Here is a 16739-nt window from a genome sequence, read left to right on the forward strand (position 1 = left end):
GCTTGCCTACACTTGCGCTCAGGCGGTCGGCAGTCGAGCGGCGCTGCGATCCAGCGCCGCTTTTCGCCTGGCCAACTCGTCCGGTCTCTTCGCCCAGGCTCTTTGCTCGATCGCCTGCTCACTACAGGACGCAGTCATGGACAGCTTCTACACCGACGAACAACGGATGATCCGCGACGCCGCGCGCGACTTTGCCACCGAATGTCTCGCGCCGTATGCGTCGCAATGGGATCGCGATGCGCAGTTGCCCGCCGGCGTGGTCGCCCAACTGGGCGAGCTGGGTTTTCTCGGCATGATGGTGCCGTCCGAATGGGGCGGCTCGTACACCGACTACGTCGCCTATGCGCTCGCGCTGGAGGAAATCGCGGCCGGCTGCGCGGCCTGCGCGACGCTGATGAGCGTGCACAACTCGGTCGGCTGCGCGCCGATCCTGAACTTCGGCAGCGCCGCGCAGAAAGACCGCTATCTGCGCGAGCTGGCGAGCGGCCGCACGATCGGCGCGTTCTGCTTGACCGAGCCGCAGGCGGGCTCCGAGGCGAACAATCTGCGCACCCGCGCGGTACTGCGCGATGGCCAATGGATTCTGAACGGCAGCAAGCAATTCGTGACCAACGGCGCGCGCGCGGGCCTCGCGATCGTGTTCGCGGTTACTGATCCCGAGCGCGGCAAGCGCGGCCTGTCCGCGTTCATCGTACCGACCGGCACGCCGGGTTTCGACGTCGGCCGGCCGGAGCACAAGCTGGGCATCCGCGCGTCCGACACCTGTCCGATTTCGCTGGTCGACTGCGCGGTGCCCGAAGCCAATCTGCTCGGCGAGCCGGGCGAGGGGCTGCGCATCGCGCTGTCGAATCTGGAGGGCGGGCGTATCGGCATCGCCGCGCAGGCGGTCGGCATCGCGCGGGCTGCATTCGATGCGGCGCGCCGCTATGCGAGCGAGCGCGAGCAGTTCGGCAAGCCGCTGAAGGACCATCAGACGATCGCGAACATGCTGGCCGATATGGCGACGCGCCTGAATGCCGCGCGCCTGCTCGTGCATCACGCGGCTCGGCTGCGTTCGGCCGGGCGGCCGTGTCTGTCGGAGGCATCGCAGGCGAAGCTGTTTGCGTCCGAACTGGCCGAGGAAATCTGTTCGAACGCAATCCAGATTCATGGCGGCTATGGTTATCTGGAGGACTACGCGGTGGAGCGCCACTATCGCGATGCACGCATTACGCAGATCTACGAAGGCACGAGCGAGGTGCAGCGGATGGTGATTGCGCGGCATGTTTGAAGCAGGCGTTTGAGCGCACAATAGCCGGGCCGTTGATGCTTCGCGCCGCGCGCTTCACAGGCAATTGAGAAAAACGAGCGCACAGCGCCGACCGCGAAAAAACGATATGGGACAGGAGACGACGATGACTGCAGCGAAAGCCTTTCTCGAAGCGCGCGATCTGCTAGTGCGCCATCGGACCGACTATGACCGCGCCTATCGCGAGTTCGCGTGGCCGGCGCTCGATGAGTTCAACTGGGCGCTCGACTACTTCGATGCGATCGCGCGCGACAACCACAACCCGGCGCTGTGGATCGTCGACGACCCGGCGAGCGACGGTCTGCGGCTGTCCTACGCACAGATGTCCGAGCGCTCGTCGCGGATGGCGAACTTCCTGCGCGGCGCCGGTGTGGGCCGTGGCGACCGCGTGCTGCTGATGCTGCCGAACCGCGTCGAACTCTGGGACGTGATGCTCGCCGCGATGAAGCTCGGCGCGATCGTGCTGCCCGCCACCACGCAACTGTCCGCCGACGACGTGCGCGATCGTGTGCAGATCGGCGGCGCGAAATTCGCGGTTGTCGATAGCGCGGAACTCGGCAAATTCGATACGCTCGACGTGCCGCTGACGCGCTTCTCGGCCGGCGCGCCGCGCGAAGGCTGGATCGACCTCGCCGCCGCTTACGACGCATCGCCGCAATTCACGCCCGATGGCGTCACGCGCGCCACCGATCCGCTGCTGCTGTACTTCACCTCCGGCACGACATCGAAGCCGAAGCTCGTCGAGCACACGCATCAAAGCTATCCGGTCGGGCATCTGTCGACGATGTACTGGGTCGGCCTGCAGCCCGGCGATATCCACTGGAACATCAGTTCGCCGGGCTGGGCCAAGCACGCGTGGAGCTGCTTCTACGCGCCGTGGAACGCGCAGGCCTGCGTGTTCGTGTACAACTTCGCGCGCTTCGCGCCGAAAGATACGCTCGCCGCGCTGGTGCGTTTCAACGTGACCACGCTGTGCGCGCCGCCGACCGTGTGGCGCATGCTGGTGCAGGAGCATCTGAACGACTATCCGGTCAAGCTGCGCGAGATCGTCGGCGCGGGCGAACCGCTGAATCCGGAGATCATCGAGCGGGTCAGGCAGGCATGGGGCATCACGATTCGCGACGGCTTCGGCCAGACCGAAACCACCTGCCAGATCGGCAATTCACCGGGCCAGCCGGTCGTGCCCGGCTCGATGGGGCGTCCGCTGCCGGGCTACAAGGTGGAGCTGATCGATGCCGACGATCAGCCGGTCAGCGAAGGCGAAATCGCGCTGCCGCTGGCCGAACGCTCGCTCGGTCTGATGACTGGCTATGCGAACAACCCGAACGCGACCGCGCAGGCGATGCGCAACGGCTTCTATCGCACGTCGGATGTCGCGCTGCGCCGCGACGATGGCTACTACGTGTACGTCGGCCGCTCGGACGACGTGTTCAAGTCGTCCGATTACCGGCTGAGTCCGTTCGAACTCGAAAGCGTGCTGATCGAACACGAGGCGATCGGCGAGGCGGCGGTCGTGCCGAGTCCCGACGCGGTGCGGCTGTCGGTGCCGAAGGCGTTCGTCACCGTGCGGCAGGGCTACGAGGCCGGGCCCGAACTGGCGTGCGCGGTGTTCGCGTTCTCGCGCGAAAAACTCGCGCCGTACAAGCGGATTCGCCGCCTGCAATTCAGCGAATTGCCGAAGACGATCTCCGGCAAGATCCGCCGCGTCGAATTGCGGCGCCGTGAACTGGAGCGCACGGCCGAGCCCGCGCGCCTGACCGATGAGTACTGGGAAGAGGATTTTCCTGAGCTGCGTTAAGTGCGCGCAGCAAGCGCCTTCGTTTTATTGCCACGCCCCGGTTTGAACGGATTGCGTTGAATTCGCGGCTTGAATTCGCGACCTAAATTCAACGCGGTGGGGCGTTGTCGTTCCTTTTTCATCACTGTCCGGCCGCCGCGCGGCCATCGCCCTGGAGTTTCAGCATGAGCGCAATTGCTTCGAACGAGACCCGCCGCGACGTCACGAGCGTCCGGTTGCTGATCAACGGAGAGTTCGTCGAATCGAAGACGACCGAGTGGCGCGATATCGTGAACCCGGCTACCCAGGCCGTGCTCGCGCGCGTGCCGTTCGCGACCGCCGCCGAAGTCGACGAAGCGGTGCGCAGCGCGCAGGCCGCGTTCAAAACGTGGAAGGACACGCCGATCGGCGCGCGCATGCGCATCATGCTGAAGTACCAGGCGCTGATTCGCGAGCATATGCCGCGCATCGCGAAGACGCTGTCCGCCGAACAGGGCAAGACGATTCCGGACGCCGAGGGCGATATCTTCCGCGGTCTCGAAGTGGTCGAGCATGCGTGCTCGATCGGTACGTTGCAGCAGGGCGAATTCGCCGAGAACGTCGCCGGTGGCGTCGATACCTACACGCTGCGTCAGCCGCTCGGCGTGTGCGCCGGCATCACGCCGTTCAATTTCCCCGCGATGATCCCGCTGTGGATGTTCCCGATGGCGCTCGTCTGCGGCAACACGTTCGTGCTGAAGCCTTCGGAGCAGGATCCGCTATCGACGATGGAGCTGGTCGAACTCGCGCTCGAAGCCGGCGTGCCGAAGGGCGTGCTGAACGTCGTGCACGGCGGCAAGGAAGTCGTCGACGCGCTCTGCACGCATGAACTGGTGAAGGCGATTTCGTTCGTCGGCTCGACGGCGGTCGGCACGCACGTGTATCGACTCGGCAGCGAACACGGCAAGCGCGTGCAATCGATGATGGGCGCGAAAAATCATGCGGTCGTGCTGCCCGACGCGAATCGCGAGCAGACGTTGAACGCACTGACCGGCGCGTCATTCGGCGCGGCCGGTCAGCGCTGCATGGCGACCTCGGTGGCGGTGCTGGTCGGCGCCGCGCGTGAATGGCTGCCCGATCTGGTCGCGAAGGCGAAGACGCTGAAAGTCAACGCGGGCAACGAGCCGGGCACCGATGTCGGACCGGTCGTGTCGCGCGCGGCGAAGCAACGCATTCTGGGTTTGATCGACGCGGGCGTGAAGGAGGGCGCGACGCTTGCGCTCGATGGCCGCGGCGTGAATGTGCCCGGCTACGAGCAGGGCAACTTTATCGGCCCGACGGTGTTCGCGGATGTGACGACCGACATGGAAATCTACCGCACCGAAATCTTCGGGCCGGTGCTGGTGGTGCTGAGCGTCGACACGCTCGACGACGCGATCGCGCTCGTGAACCGCAATCCGTTCGGCAACGGCGTTGGGCTGTTCACGCAAAGCGGCGCGGCGGCGCGCAGATTCCAGAGCGAGATCGATATCGGCCAGGTCGGCATCAACATTCCGATTCCGGTGCCGGTGCCGTTTTTCAGCTTCACCGGTTCGCGCGGATCGAAGCTCGGCGATCTCGGCCCGTACGGCAAGCAGGTCGTGCAGTTCTATACGCAGACCAAGACGGTCACCGCGCGCTGGTTCGACGACGATACCGTGAACGACGGTGTCAACACGACGATCCGTTTGCGTTGAGCCCGACCGCCAAACCGGAGATTGCACGATGAAAATTGGCTTTATCGGACTCGGCAACATGGGCGCGCCGATGGCGCTGAACCTGCTGAAAGCGGGCCACGCGCTCAACGTGTTCGACCTGAGCGAGCAGGCAGTGCGCACGCTCGTCGACGCGGGCGCGCACGCCGCCGGCTCGCCGCAAGCGGCCGCCAGCGACGTCGAATGCGTGATCACGATGCTGCCCGCCGCGGCTCACGTGCGCAGCGTGCTAACGGCCGACGACGGCATCCTCGCCGGCATTGCGAAGGGCGTGCCGATCATCGATTCAAGCACGATCCATCCGGCAAGCGTCAAAGCGTTTGCCGAACTCGCGGCGCGCCACGGCAACAGCTTCGTCGACGCGCCGGTATCCGGCGGCACCGGCGGCGCGGTCGCCGGCACGCTGACGTTCATGGTCGGCGGCAGCGCGAGCGCGTACGAGCAGGCGAAACAGGTGCTGGCGGCGATGGGCCGGAACATCGTGCATTGCGGCGATACCGGCACCGGCCAGGTCGCGAAGATCTGCAACAACCTGGTGCTCGGCATTTCGATGGCGGGCGTCGCGGAAGCGATGTCGCTCGGCGAAGCGCTCGGTATCGATACGAAGGTGCTCGGCGGCATCATCAATACGTCGACCGGGCGCTGCTGGAGTTCGGACACCTATAACCCGATGCCGGGCGTGATCGACACCGCGCCGTCGTCGCGCGGTTATACCGGCGGCTTCGGCACGGACCTGATGCTGAAAGACCTCGGCCTCGCCACCGATGCCGCGCGCGGCGTGCGTCAGCCGGTCTATCTCGGCGCGCTCGCGCAACAGCTGTATCAGACGATGAGCACGCACGGCGCGGGGCGGCTGGACTTCTCGGCGGTGATCAAGCTGTACCGCCAATCGGATCGCAGCGGTAATGAAGGAGGCAAACAATGATCGAACTCGACTACCTGCACGATGGCGCGGTTGCGCTGCTGACGCTGAAGCGGCCGCCCGCCAATGCGTTCACGCCGGATGGACTGTTGCAACTGCAACAGACGATCGAGCGGCTGAATGCCGAAGCGCGGGTACGCGCGATCGTCGTGACCGGCGACGGCCCGAAGTTTTTCAGCGCGGGCGCGGATCTGAACGCGTTCGCGGATGGCAATCGCGAACTCGCGCGCGCCGCGGCGTCGCGCTTCGGTGCCGCGTTCGAAACGCTGCAGAACGCACGGCCCGTCGTGATCGCGGCGATCAACGGCTACGCGATGGGCGGCGGTCTCGAATGCGCGCTCGCGTGCGATATCCGCATCGCCGAGCAGCATGCGGTGATGGCGTTGCCCGAGACCGCGGTCGGTCTGCTGCCGTGCGGCTGCGGCACGCAAACCTTGCCCTGGCTGGTCGGCGAAGGCTGGGCCAAGCGGATGATCCTGACCGGCGAACGCGTCGATGCGGCCACCGCGCTGCGCATCGGGCTGATCGAGGAAGTCGTGGAGCGTGGCGCGGCGCGCGAAGCCGCGTTGGCGATGGCGCAGCGCGTGACCGGCTCGAGTCCGCAGGCGGTGAGCTTCAGCAAGACGCTGATTCATCAGGCGCGCCAAGGCGTGCCGCGCTCTGCGGCGCTCGCGCTCGAACGCGAACGTTTTGTCGATCTGTTCGACGGCGCCGATCAGCGCGAGGGCGTCAATGCGTTCCTCGAAAAACGCGCGCCGCGCTGGCAGACGGAGGTCGGCGAGGAGAGGCATCGATGAGTGCCGTGCCGAACGCGATACCCAATGCCCCACGTGACACAAGCCGCCGTGTTAACGCGCAAGCCGAAGCCGAGATCCTGTTTCGCGTCGTCAACCGCGTCGCGATCGTCACGCTGAACCGGCCGGCCGCGCTCAACGCGTTGTCGCACGCGATGGTGCGCGAGCTCGCGGTGCTGCTCGAACATTGCCGCAACGACGGCGGCATCGTCGCGCTGGTGCTGAAAGGCGCCGGCGACAAGGGCTTTTGCGCGGGCGGCGACGTGCGCGAGGTGGATCGGCTCGCGGCCGCCGGTGACCCGCGCTGGCTCGCGTTCTTCGTCGATGAATACCGGCTCGACTATGCGCTGCACACGTTTCCAAAACCGGTGGTCGCGCTGCTCGATGGCATCGCGATGGGCGGCGGCATGGGCCTGGGTCAGGCGGCGCGGCTGCGCATCGTCACGGAGCGCAGCCGCATCGCGATGCCGGAGACGCGTATCGGCTTCGTGCCCGATGTCGGCGCGAGCCATTTCCTGAGCGTGATGCCGGCGGAACTCGCGCTGTATGTCGGCATGACCGGCGCGACGCTGTCCGGCGCGGATGCGCTGCGGCTGCAACTGGCCGACCTGTGCGTGCCGGCCGACTGGCTCGCGAGCTTCGACGAGCGTCTGCAGCGCATGCCGCACGACGGCGAGCCGCTCGCTGCCTTGCGCGCGGTGTTCGAGCCGCCGTGCAACATCGTGCCGCATGCGCCGCTCGAATCGTTGACGCCGCTGATCATGCGGCACTTCGACCGGCGCTCGGGCGTCGAGCGGATCGTCGCGACGCTGCGCCAGGACCTCGAACGCGAGCCGCGGCGCGAGGCGCGTCAATGGCTGCAGGCGACCTGCGACGCGCTCACCAGTTTGTCGCCGACGATGCTGCATGTCACCCGCGAAGCGTTGTTGCGCGGCCGGCAGATGACGCTCGCCGAGTGCTTCCGCATGGAACTCGGCATCGTCAAGCGTGCGATCGACGAGGGCGATTTCCGCGAAGGCGTGCGCGCGCAACTGATCGACAAGGACCGTCAGCCGCGCTGGTCGCCCGCGACGCTGGCCGAGGTGCGGCCCGAGCGCGTGCGGCATTTCCTTGCGTCGCCGTGGACGGACGGCGCGCATCCGCTGGCGGGGCTGGGTGCTGGGCAGCGGTGACGCGCGCGGCGGGTGTTGCACGCGTTTTCGGCCCGTTTCGATCGGGCACCGATGGTGAGGCGATGGCAGAAAGGTGATCGCGGAAGCGCGCCCGGCGCAAGCACCGGGCAGCAGGCATTGGCGGTACACAGATGCATGGCGCGGGCACGGTGCCGGGAACGGTACGTGCTACGACTGTGAGGTTGCATAGGCGCGGAACCGCAGCACGCGAGGCGGTCCGCGCGATGACGCGGCGCGTCGCGTCGTCCGTTTGCTGTTTCGTTGCAACATCAGCAGGCAACTCCACAGCCAAACTCACCAGGAAAGCGCCATGGACAAGAATCGGATTGAAGGGACCGCGAAGGAACTGAAAGGCTCGGTCAAGGAAGCGATCGGTAAAGTGACCCACAACCGCGCCAAACAGGCCGAAGGGGCGGCTGAAAAACTCGCCGGCAGGATGCAGACCAAAGTCGGGGAGGCGGCCGACGCGGTGCGCGAGCGTCTGAAGCGGTAAGTTTTTTCCACTGCCTCGGACGCGTCACCTCGGGCGCGTATATACCCCCGTATCAGGCCGATATCACCCCGATATCCGTGGCGCGTTTCGGCCACCGGCTCGCATCATCCATTCGAGGAAACTCCATGCTGGGATTCGAAGTCGGCACGGCCAGGAAAGTCTGGACCGCGTCGCTGATCGCGCTGTTGTTCTTCATCATCTATGTCGCGTCGACCACGGTGCTCGTCGTCGTATTCGCGGTGTTCTTCAGCTACCTGATCTATCCGATGGTCGAACTCGTCGAGCGCGTGCGGCCGCGGCGCGTGCCGCGCGTTGCGTCGATCGCGCTGGTGTTCGTCGTCGTGGTCGCGCTGATCGCAGTGGTCGGCTCGCTGTTCGGCGTGCAGTTGCAGGATCAGGCAACGCATCTGCTCACGCAATTGCCGACGCTGATGCGCACCGATGTGCCGAACCGCTTGCCGTTGCCGCATTTTCTCGAACCGCTGCGCGAGCGGATCGTCGATTTCGTGCGCGGCCAGATCGAGACGGGTTCCGACAAGGCCGTGCCGATGGCGCGCAGTCTCGGGCTCGGCGTCGTGCACGCGGCGAGCAATCTGATCTATCTGGTGCTGATTCCGATCCTGAGCTTCCTGCTGATCAAGGATGGCGCGCAGATGCGCGACGCGTTTCTCGCGCTGCTGTCGAAGCGGCATCGGCGGCTGTGGAGCGATATCGTCGACGATCTGAACGTGCTGCTGTCGAAGTACGTGCGCGCGCTGCTGATTCTGTCGCTCGCGACGCTGTTCTGCTACGGCGTCGCGTTTTCGCTGCTCGGCATGCCGTATGCGTTTCTGCTGGCGGTCAGCGCGGGGCTGCTCGAATTCGTGCCGTTCGCCGGGCCGCTCGCGGCGGTCGCGATCACGCTGGTGGTCGCCGCGTTCAGCGGCTTTCCGCACTGGGCGATCCTGCTGGTTTTCATCGGGCTATACCGGCTGTTCCAGGACTACGTGCTCAATCCGTATCTGATGAGCGAGGGCGTCGAAGTCAGTCCGTTCCTGGTGATCGTCGGTTTGCTCGCCGGCGATCAGCTCGGCGGCGTCGCGGGGATTTTTCTCGCGGTGCCGGTGATCGCAACGCTGAAGATCGTGATCGGCCGCGCGCGGGTGTTTTATTCGGCATCGCACGCCGAGGGTGAGGCCGCGCGGCGGGCGTTGACGGGGGAGATGGACGAGCGGGAGTGATGGTGAATGAGGGCGAGTAAGGGCGAACGAGGGCGCGGCGACGCGGATGTTCGCGGTGTTCGCGCTCGAAGCGGACGCCGGAGCGCTGAATCGCCGGACCGCCGGACCGCCGGATCGCCGGATCGCCGGGCCGCCGGGCCGCCGCAAAACGCATACAGATAGGGCATACACGCATACGGATAGGGCATAGGGATCAGGCATACTTCGGCGCCGCCGCGATCAGAATAAACAGCCGCTCGACGTCCAGCTACGGATGCTTTGGTGCGGTTACAACGGCAACGGTCTGCCGGTTCGATGCGCACTGGGAAAACGCAGGACGCGACTCCCGCCGCGCCGCCGCTTTGTATATGATCGTCGCGAATGCCCGCTTTTTGCGGTCGGCAAAACCGCTATCCGTCTGGAATGCCATGAGCGACACGACTCAGCCACCGTTTTCCGTTCTGTTCGTCGACGACGAGGAGATGTCGCGCAACCATTTCGCCCGCGCGATTCGCGCCGACTACTGCGTACACGTCGCGCAAAGCGCCGATGAGGCGATCGAAGTGCTCGGCCAGTACGGCGCCGAGATCGCCGTGCTCGTCACCGACTACCGGATGCCGGGCCGCGACGGCGACGACCTGCTGCGCCAGGTCGCGCACGAATATCCGCAGATCGTGCGCATCCTCGTCACCGCGTATGCCGACAAGGACATGCTGCTGCAAACGGTCAATACCGGTGATGTTTTTCGCATACTCGAAAAGCCGTTGCGTACGGACAAGGTGCGCGAGGTGCTGCAACTCGCGATCGCACGCTATGCGGAGCGTGAAACCCGTCAACAGCGGCTGCTGGCGATGGACGAAACGCTCGCCTTCCTCGCGCACGAACTGAACACGCCGCTTGCGGCCATTTCGCTGTTCGCGCGCTCAGTCGAGAACGACGTTGCCGAACAGTACGATCCGGGCCGGCAAAAGGACATCGGCGACGCGGCGCGCTCGATGCTCAATAACGCGCAGTATTGCCTGACGCTGATCTCGTCGTTCTGGGCCACCGTGCATAAGAGCGGCGGCCAGCAGTCGGTCGCGGAGGCGGGCGCCCGCGAGGTCAAGGCGACGCGGCTGGTGGCGTCGCTGCTCGATACCTATCCGTTCGTCGGCGCGCAGCGCGACTGGATTCGGGTCGACGTGCAGGGCGATTTCGTCGTGCGCGCGATGCCCAATTGCGTCGCGCTCGTGTTGTCGTCGCTGTTGTCCAATGCGCTGCGCGCGCTTGGTGATATGCCGGCGCCGTCGCTATGGCTCGAAGTGACGGACAGTCCCGAACCGGAGATCCGGATTCGCGATAACGGCCCGGGCATCGCGCCGGAAATCAAGGCGCGGCTATTGCAGGATCCGGTGACGACGCACGGCGGCACCGGCGGTCACGGCATGGGCATGATCTTCTGCAATCGCATCATGCAGTCGTTCGGCGGCAGCCTCGGCATCGAATCGACGGTCGGCGAGGGCACCACGGTGACGATGGGGTTTCCCAATCTGAAGGGGCGGGTGTAGCGCGGGGATGTGGCCAGCAACGGCCAAACAAGCGGCCGGCGCAACTGACGCCCCGCGCCGCTCAATCGCTCAGCGCATCCCGATGATCGCGCCGTGTCTTCGCCGACGTGTAGTAGCGCTGCAGCGCGTCGGTCGAGCGCACGCTCAGCGTGCGGATCTGCGCGAGCCAGTCGGCTTCCAGCGGCCACTCGCCGGCGATCACGCGCGGATAGATCTGCCGCGCGTAACCGTGCAGCGCCTTCGCGCCGATATTGCCGCTGACGCCGAGCAGCGCGTGCAACGCCACATGCGTCGCCTTGATATCGACCGCCGCGGTGTTGGTCGCGAGCCGCATCACCAGTGAGCGGATCTGCTCGATACCGTTGACGAACGATTCGTCGAGCAGATCGAGCGCGGCCAGTTCTTCCAGGTGTTCCTCGTCGAGCAGGCTTTCGTCCGAGATCGCATCGAACTGGGCCGCGAGCAGGTTCACGGCCTCAGCGGGCGGCGGGACCGGGACCGCCGGTTGCGCGGAGACATACGTTGGTGCCGCAACGCCCGCCGCTCCCGTGGTTCCTTGCGCAGCGTCCGCGGGCGGCGCGGCCCGCGCGCCGAACTGCCGCGCGAGGCAGGCGTACAGCGAGCCCACCTGCACCGGCTTGATCATCACCTCGTTCATTCCGGCGGCGAGACAGGCCTGTACCGATTCGGCGTCCGAGTGGCTGGTGAGCGCGATCACCGGCACCGTTGCATAGGCATCGGTGCGCGAACGGATCGATCGGGTCGTGTCGATGCCGCTCATGCCGGGCATGTTCATGTCCATCAGGATCGCATCGATAAAGCCGTGTTCCTGCAACCTGGTCAGCACGCCCTGACCATGCTCGGCTTCGATCACGCTTGCGCCGCAGCGCTCCAGATAGGTCTTGGCGACGAGCCGGCTGTAGGTGTCGTCGTCGGCGACGACGATCGTCTTGCCGATGAAGCCATCGCGCTGCTCGCCCGAATGATGCCGCGTGCCGTTTTCGAACAACGCCTGCAGCGCGGTGATCAGTTCCTGCACGCTCGACGATTTGCTGATGATCTCGTCCATCCCGGCGCGGCGCGCGCGTAGCCGCACCGCGTTGCCGGGCTCGGCGGTATATGCGGCGATCAGCACGTTGCGATTCGGCGAGTTGCGCTCGGCGCGAATCCGTTCGGTGGCCGCATAGCCATCCATCACCGGCATGCTGATGTCCATCAGCACGAGGTCGTATTGGGAGGCGAGCCCGAGCGTCTCGAGCGCGACTTCGCCGCTTTCCGCCTCGCTGACGTAGGCGCCGGCCTTCGTCAGCACGCTGCGGGTGCGCGCGCGCAGCGTGTTGTCGTCGTCGACCACCAGCACGCGTTTGCCTTTGAACGCGGGCATCGCGCGCTCGAACAGCTGGCGTTCATGGTCCACGACTTCGCTGCTCGACACCGGCGGAAAGCGCAGCGTGAACTCGGTGTACTTGCCGACTTCCGACTGGCATTCGATGCTGCCGCCGAACGCGTGCATCGCGCGCTGGCAGTACGCGAGCCCGAGCCCGGTGCCGCTCGAATTGCCGGCCGTGCGAAACGGCTCGAACAGATGCGAGACGATTTCCGGCGCGATGCCCGCGCCGGTATCGCGCACGGTCACCATGCCGCGGTCGATCGTCAGCGTCAGGGTCGCCTGCGGATGCGCGGCGATGTGATAGAGCGCGTTCTTGATCAGGTTGAACAGCGTGAACAGATAGACCGTTTCGTCGATCTTGAAGACGAAGTCTTCCTTGACGACGAGCTTCACCTTCGCACGTTCCTTCGCGTTGTCGAAGCCGTATTCTTCGAGCGCCTTGCGCGTGGTGGCCGCCGCATGCAGATAGCCGAGGCTGTCGGAGCGGATCGATTTCGCGCTCACTTCGTCGAGCGTCATCGCGATGATGCGCAGGCCGCGCTCGATCGACAATTGCCCCTGGGCGAGATGGTTGTACAGCACCGACGCGGTGCCGTCCGTCAACGTCGGTGCCTCGCCGGGCTCGGTCACCGCCGGCAGCGCTTCTTCGACGCGGTCGAGCACATGGCGCAACTGGCTCAACGGATTGCGCATCTCATGCGCAATGGATCCCGCGAGCGCCTGCAGCGCGCGGTTCTTTTCGACGAAGATCCGTCCTTTGCTGATTGCGTGACTGAACGCCATGCTGCACAGCACGACCACCGGCAGCAGCGCGATATTCGATTTGTCTTCCGCGCTGAGAACGACCGGCAGCGGCGAACTGACGACGCCGGCAAAGCCGCCGGTGAAAACACCGATGCCGATGCAGGTCATCAGCAGCAGCGGGTTGTCGATACACAGCGCCAGAATGAAGATCATCATGACCTCGGTCATCATCCACATCGTGGAGAAACCGTTTCTGACGGTGAGAAACGTGCACACGAACGGCAGCACGTAGATCAGGCAGCAATGCCAGTAGACCAGCAGAAGCGAGTTGTAGCGCTTCGGCCAGCGTGCCTGAAACAGCAACGGCACGCACACTGCCGCCGCGCTCAAGCGCAGCGCCAGGTTGTCGTACGGCTGTGGAAGGATGTAGGTCCAGACGACGTAATAGATGGGGTGACACAGGAGGCCGAGTGCGCCTCCCCATCGGATTGCAAACCTGCTTCGTTCCAGCATGTCCCGCATACTTTCGCGCGGTCTCGCCATCAGGCCTCCGTTGTCATTACGATCCCATCAATTCATGCGTATTGAATTTTTGAGCTTCCAGTCCTTCGAGGCCGATCGATTCGCCGTTCTTGCCGTGGAACGGACCGACCGAAAAACCGTACTTCTTCAGGAGACCATGAGTATAAGAGACGGACCACACTGGCGGGCTGCCGATGATGAAATCGGATGCGATACCCTCCTGCCAGGCCGAATAGCCTTCGGCGAAACACGTGTAGCAGTCGCGGGTGGACGGCAGCCTGAACGGGAAGGCGGTGTCGAGGCCGGCGGGGCCACGAGCGAAACATTCAATATAGAGCGTCTGGCCGCGTGATGCGAGTTCCGCCTCGACGCTCGCCGCGCGCGGGTGGGAATCGTCGATCCAGAATTGCGCGCGCTTCAGATCGGCGGCGGTGAGGTAGGGCACGCTGGTGCTGCTCGCGAGAATCGCGCCGTCGAAATCCGGCAGCGGCGTATCCGGGCTGAACGTATGCACCGACACTTTCGATTTGCCGAGCAGGTCCGATGCGAGCAGTTCCTTGGCCTGGTCGATCAGCAGGGGGAGCTTGTCCGGCAGGTCGATCAGCACCAGTTCCTTCGGCGCGTCCTTGTACAGCAGGTACTTGGAAACGGTGGTGCCGAGCCGGCCGGCCGCGCCGAACAGCGCGAGCTTCGTGTTGCCGAATTCGAGGTCGAGCTGGTCGCAGCAGTGCATCGCCCAGTCCTTCAGCATCGCCGCGGTGGCCGCATGGCCGGTCGTGATGTGAGGCGGCTTGATCGGGCGCGGCAGTGCGCCGTAGTTGCACGCATACGGCGTGGATGCGCCCATGGCGACCATGTTCAGGCCGGCTTTGCGCGCGAGTTCCAATGCCGGGAAGAATTGCTTTTCACGGAAACGCTTGATGCCGCGCGGACTGCCGAGCCACATTTCGAGCGGCACCGGGCAGGCGATATTCGCGCCGATCACCTGCGATCCCGAATAGATCGGTGAAGCGATGAATGGCTTGGTATTCCACAATTCTTCTTCAAACGATTCGCTCCGATGTCGAACGTTATGAAAAGAAAATGAAAGGGTTTCCCAGTCCGTTGCGTGAAACAGAAAGCCGACTCCGCCCTGTCGGGCCGGCAAACTGTCGCGGATTTGTTCCGGGTGAATTTCGTGTTTGAGCGTCAGTGGAGCACTACTACGGCGCAAAAGAAGGCCGGTTGGTTCATGAGGGACGGTCGACACGTCCTTAAGCAGAGCGGTTTGCATTGATTTTCCTTTTGGATTTGATTTGACGCTGGAAAGGTCAGCGCGCGGCGTGGCCAGCCCGGATTGAGTGGCGGCCCTTCAACTCTAGAGAAATTCGCGGCGTTGTGCCCGTCTGTTCGTGCACACAGATTTGACGAGCTATTTAACGTTCTGTGCGCGCGGCAGTCGGGGATTAACTTTGAGCGAACTTTAGCGGCAAATCAGGAAGAAACCAGCGCTGCATTCAGGCGCGCAATGGCGTACTGATCAATGCTGAAAAGGCCGCCTGGGTGAAGCCCTGGCTTCGATCCGGCGGCCTTTCCATTGCGTGCTCCAGTCACACTGTGCTATCGCGTGATGGCGTAGCCGATTCGCGCAATCCAGCGATGCTGGTTGTAATCGAGAATATCTTCGCCATAGCCGGAGAAGAAGCCGAGCCACAGGAAGCCACCCCAGCGGCTATTGATCAGCTTCGCCAACGGGTAAGTGAACTGGGTATCGATACTGCCTTTACCGCCTTTCATCCCTTTGCGCAGCGTCGCGGCCAATTGCCAGCTGTCGGTGCTGCCGTAGATGAGCTTCAGGTCCATATAGCCGCGATAGTCGGCGATATCGTGGTTCTCGCCGGCAATGTGCGCATAGTAGTACACCTTCGGCTCGACGGTCAGATGGTTACCGTTGAGGTCGCCGAAATCCCAGATCGGCTTCACGAAGAAGATGTCGATGCCGCGCGATTCGGGGCCGTCACGTCCATTCGATTCGTGTTCGTAGCCGGCCATCAAACCCATCCTGCTCCACCATTTGCTCTTCCAGCCGGTGTCTTCGAGATAGTAGAAGAGTGCCGGCATATAGCTGGTGTCGCGAAAGGGCGCCGAGTATTCGCCGAGATCCCATAGCGAGGTTTGCGTATAGGCGAAATACATGTTGTCCGCGAAGCCGCGCGAGCGCGGATCGTCCGGCGTAACGAGGCGGAACTTGAAGCTCAGCTGGAATTTCGCGAGGTTCTCGCCATTCGAGCCATCGGCGAAATACGTCGGCTCGTAAGCGGAGAAGCGGCTCAGGAAGCTGTTGAGTTCCGGCACCGGCGCATTCGGACGCGAGGGCGGTGGCGATGAGGCAATCAAACTTGTCGACGATGGTTCGGCTGCGCTGGCGGTCGCATTCGGCATGTCGGCCGGCTTGCCGGCGCCGGACGCGACCGCCGTGTCCTTGCCCGAGTGAGGCGGACGCGTCAGCATCACGAACGATGGCGACACGTCGAGTTCCGGTACATCGATCTTCATCGCGCCGCGCGCCCATTCAGGCCATGTGCCGAAATAGCGGATCGCCTTCAGTTCACCCGCGGCGAGCTTCAGATGATCCGGCGCGCCGTTTTCGCGGGTCAGTGCCAACGGCCTTGGTATCACGTCCGGATTGCTAATCGCGATGTTCAACTGCGGTGGAACGTCGACCTCGGTGCCATTGGGTTCATCGCCGGAATAGACGATCGTTACTTCGAGCGGAGTGCTCGATAGTGCTTCACGCGGCGGACGCAATACGGAAACGCCGGCAACGCTATAGGTCGAGTAGCTGGCGCCGAGGATCAGCAGGCTCATGCATAGCGAGAGCTTCAAAGGTAACCGGATAAATGAGTTGGCAACAACCGGGTTCGCAAATGAGCGAGTGGATGAGTCTGAGAACGGGTTGAAATGTGAACTGGAAACACGCGAGCGGTGGCTGCGTACTGCGAACTTGTGGTCTTTCTTCACGCGAGACATCAATTGATTCCGCACACGGGACTCCTATTGATCGACGAAGAATTCATGTCGCACTGAGACGATAACGTTAAAGCGTGTAATTGGGTAAAAAATCGGGGTCACGTGGTTCATTGCCGAGGCGCGCTGCATCGTAGTTCCTGCTATTCACG

General features: G+C 64.1%; 12 protein-coding genes. 9 read left to right on the plus strand and 3 right to left on the minus strand.

The genetic code is table 11. The features are described from left to right. Positions 1-136 precede the first annotated feature (136 nt). From L0U82_RS23570 to L0U82_RS23610, 9 genes are all read left to right on the plus strand, one after another. Complete coding sequence (locus tag L0U82_RS23570; protein ID WP_233835016.1) at positions 137-1270, plus strand: acyl-CoA dehydrogenase family protein; 1134 nt, start codon at positions 137-139, stop codon at positions 1268-1270. 124 nt (positions 1271-1394) lie between these two features. Beyond that, positions 1395-3086: an AMP-binding protein gene (locus tag L0U82_RS23575; protein ID WP_233835019.1), complete on the plus strand. Its 1692-nt coding sequence runs from the start codon at positions 1395-1397 to the stop codon at positions 3084-3086. Positions 3087-3250: 164 nt separating this feature from the next. Beyond that, on the plus strand, positions 3251-4780 hold the full coding sequence (locus tag L0U82_RS23580) for a CoA-acylating methylmalonate-semialdehyde dehydrogenase (RefSeq protein WP_233835021.1): 1530 nt from the start codon (positions 3251-3253) through the stop codon (positions 4778-4780). Positions 4781-4808: 28 nt separating this feature from the next. Then, positions 4809-5723 (plus strand): 3-hydroxyisobutyrate dehydrogenase, encoded by a 915-nt coding sequence (gene mmsB, locus L0U82_RS23585; RefSeq protein ID WP_233835023.1) that lies wholly within the window; start codon positions 4809-4811, stop codon positions 5721-5723. Then, entirely contained in the window at positions 5720-6517 is a 798-nt protein-coding gene (locus tag L0U82_RS23590; RefSeq protein WP_233835025.1) for an enoyl-CoA hydratase, read from the plus strand. Before mmsB ends, L0U82_RS23590 begins: the two co-directional genes overlap by 4 nt. Continuing rightward, the gene (locus tag L0U82_RS23595; RefSeq protein WP_233835027.1) at positions 6514-7686 is read left to right on the plus strand and encodes an enoyl-CoA hydratase/isomerase family protein; all 1173 of its coding nucleotides are present in this window, start codon (positions 6514-6516) and stop codon (positions 7684-7686) included. The genes L0U82_RS23590 and L0U82_RS23595 overlap by 4 nt, the downstream gene beginning before the upstream one ends. Before the next feature lie 310 nt (positions 7687-7996). Next, positions 7997-8179 (plus strand): CsbD family protein, encoded by a 183-nt coding sequence (locus tag L0U82_RS23600; protein WP_233835029.1) that lies wholly within the window; start codon positions 7997-7999, stop codon positions 8177-8179. A gap of 125 nt (positions 8180-8304) precedes the next feature. Next, positions 8305-9399, plus strand: a complete 1095-nt coding sequence (locus L0U82_RS23605) for an AI-2E family transporter (RefSeq protein WP_233835031.1) — start codon at positions 8305-8307, stop codon at positions 9397-9399. A 407-nt stretch (positions 9400-9806) separates the two neighbouring features. Further along, a complete protein-coding gene (locus tag L0U82_RS23610; RefSeq protein ID WP_233835033.1) occupies positions 9807-10925 on the plus strand; it encodes a hybrid sensor histidine kinase/response regulator in 1119 nt (372 codons plus the stop codon). Between the two features lie 61 nt (positions 10926-10986). Here the strand turns inward: L0U82_RS23610 and L0U82_RS23615 are convergent, their stop codons facing one another. The 3 genes from L0U82_RS23615 to L0U82_RS23625 form a co-directional block, all read right to left on the minus strand. Beyond that, the gene (locus tag L0U82_RS23615) at positions 10987-13602 is read right to left on the minus strand and encodes an ATP-binding response regulator (RefSeq protein WP_233835035.1); all 2616 of its coding nucleotides are present in this window, start codon (positions 13600-13602) and stop codon (positions 10987-10989) included. A 16-nt stretch (positions 13603-13618) separates the two neighbouring features. After that, positions 13619-14854, minus strand: a complete 1236-nt coding sequence (locus L0U82_RS23620) for a hypothetical protein (protein ID WP_233835037.1) — start codon at positions 14852-14854, stop codon at positions 13619-13621. 326 nt (positions 14855-15180) lie between these two features. Continuing rightward, positions 15181-16428 (minus strand): phospholipase A, encoded by a 1248-nt coding sequence (locus L0U82_RS23625; protein ID WP_233835039.1) that lies wholly within the window; start codon positions 16426-16428, stop codon positions 15181-15183. Positions 16429-16739: the final 311 nt, after the last annotated feature.

The organism is Paraburkholderia sp. ZP32-5 (assembly GCF_021390495.1).
GTDB lineage: Bacteria > Pseudomonadota > Gammaproteobacteria > Burkholderiales > Burkholderiaceae > Paraburkholderia.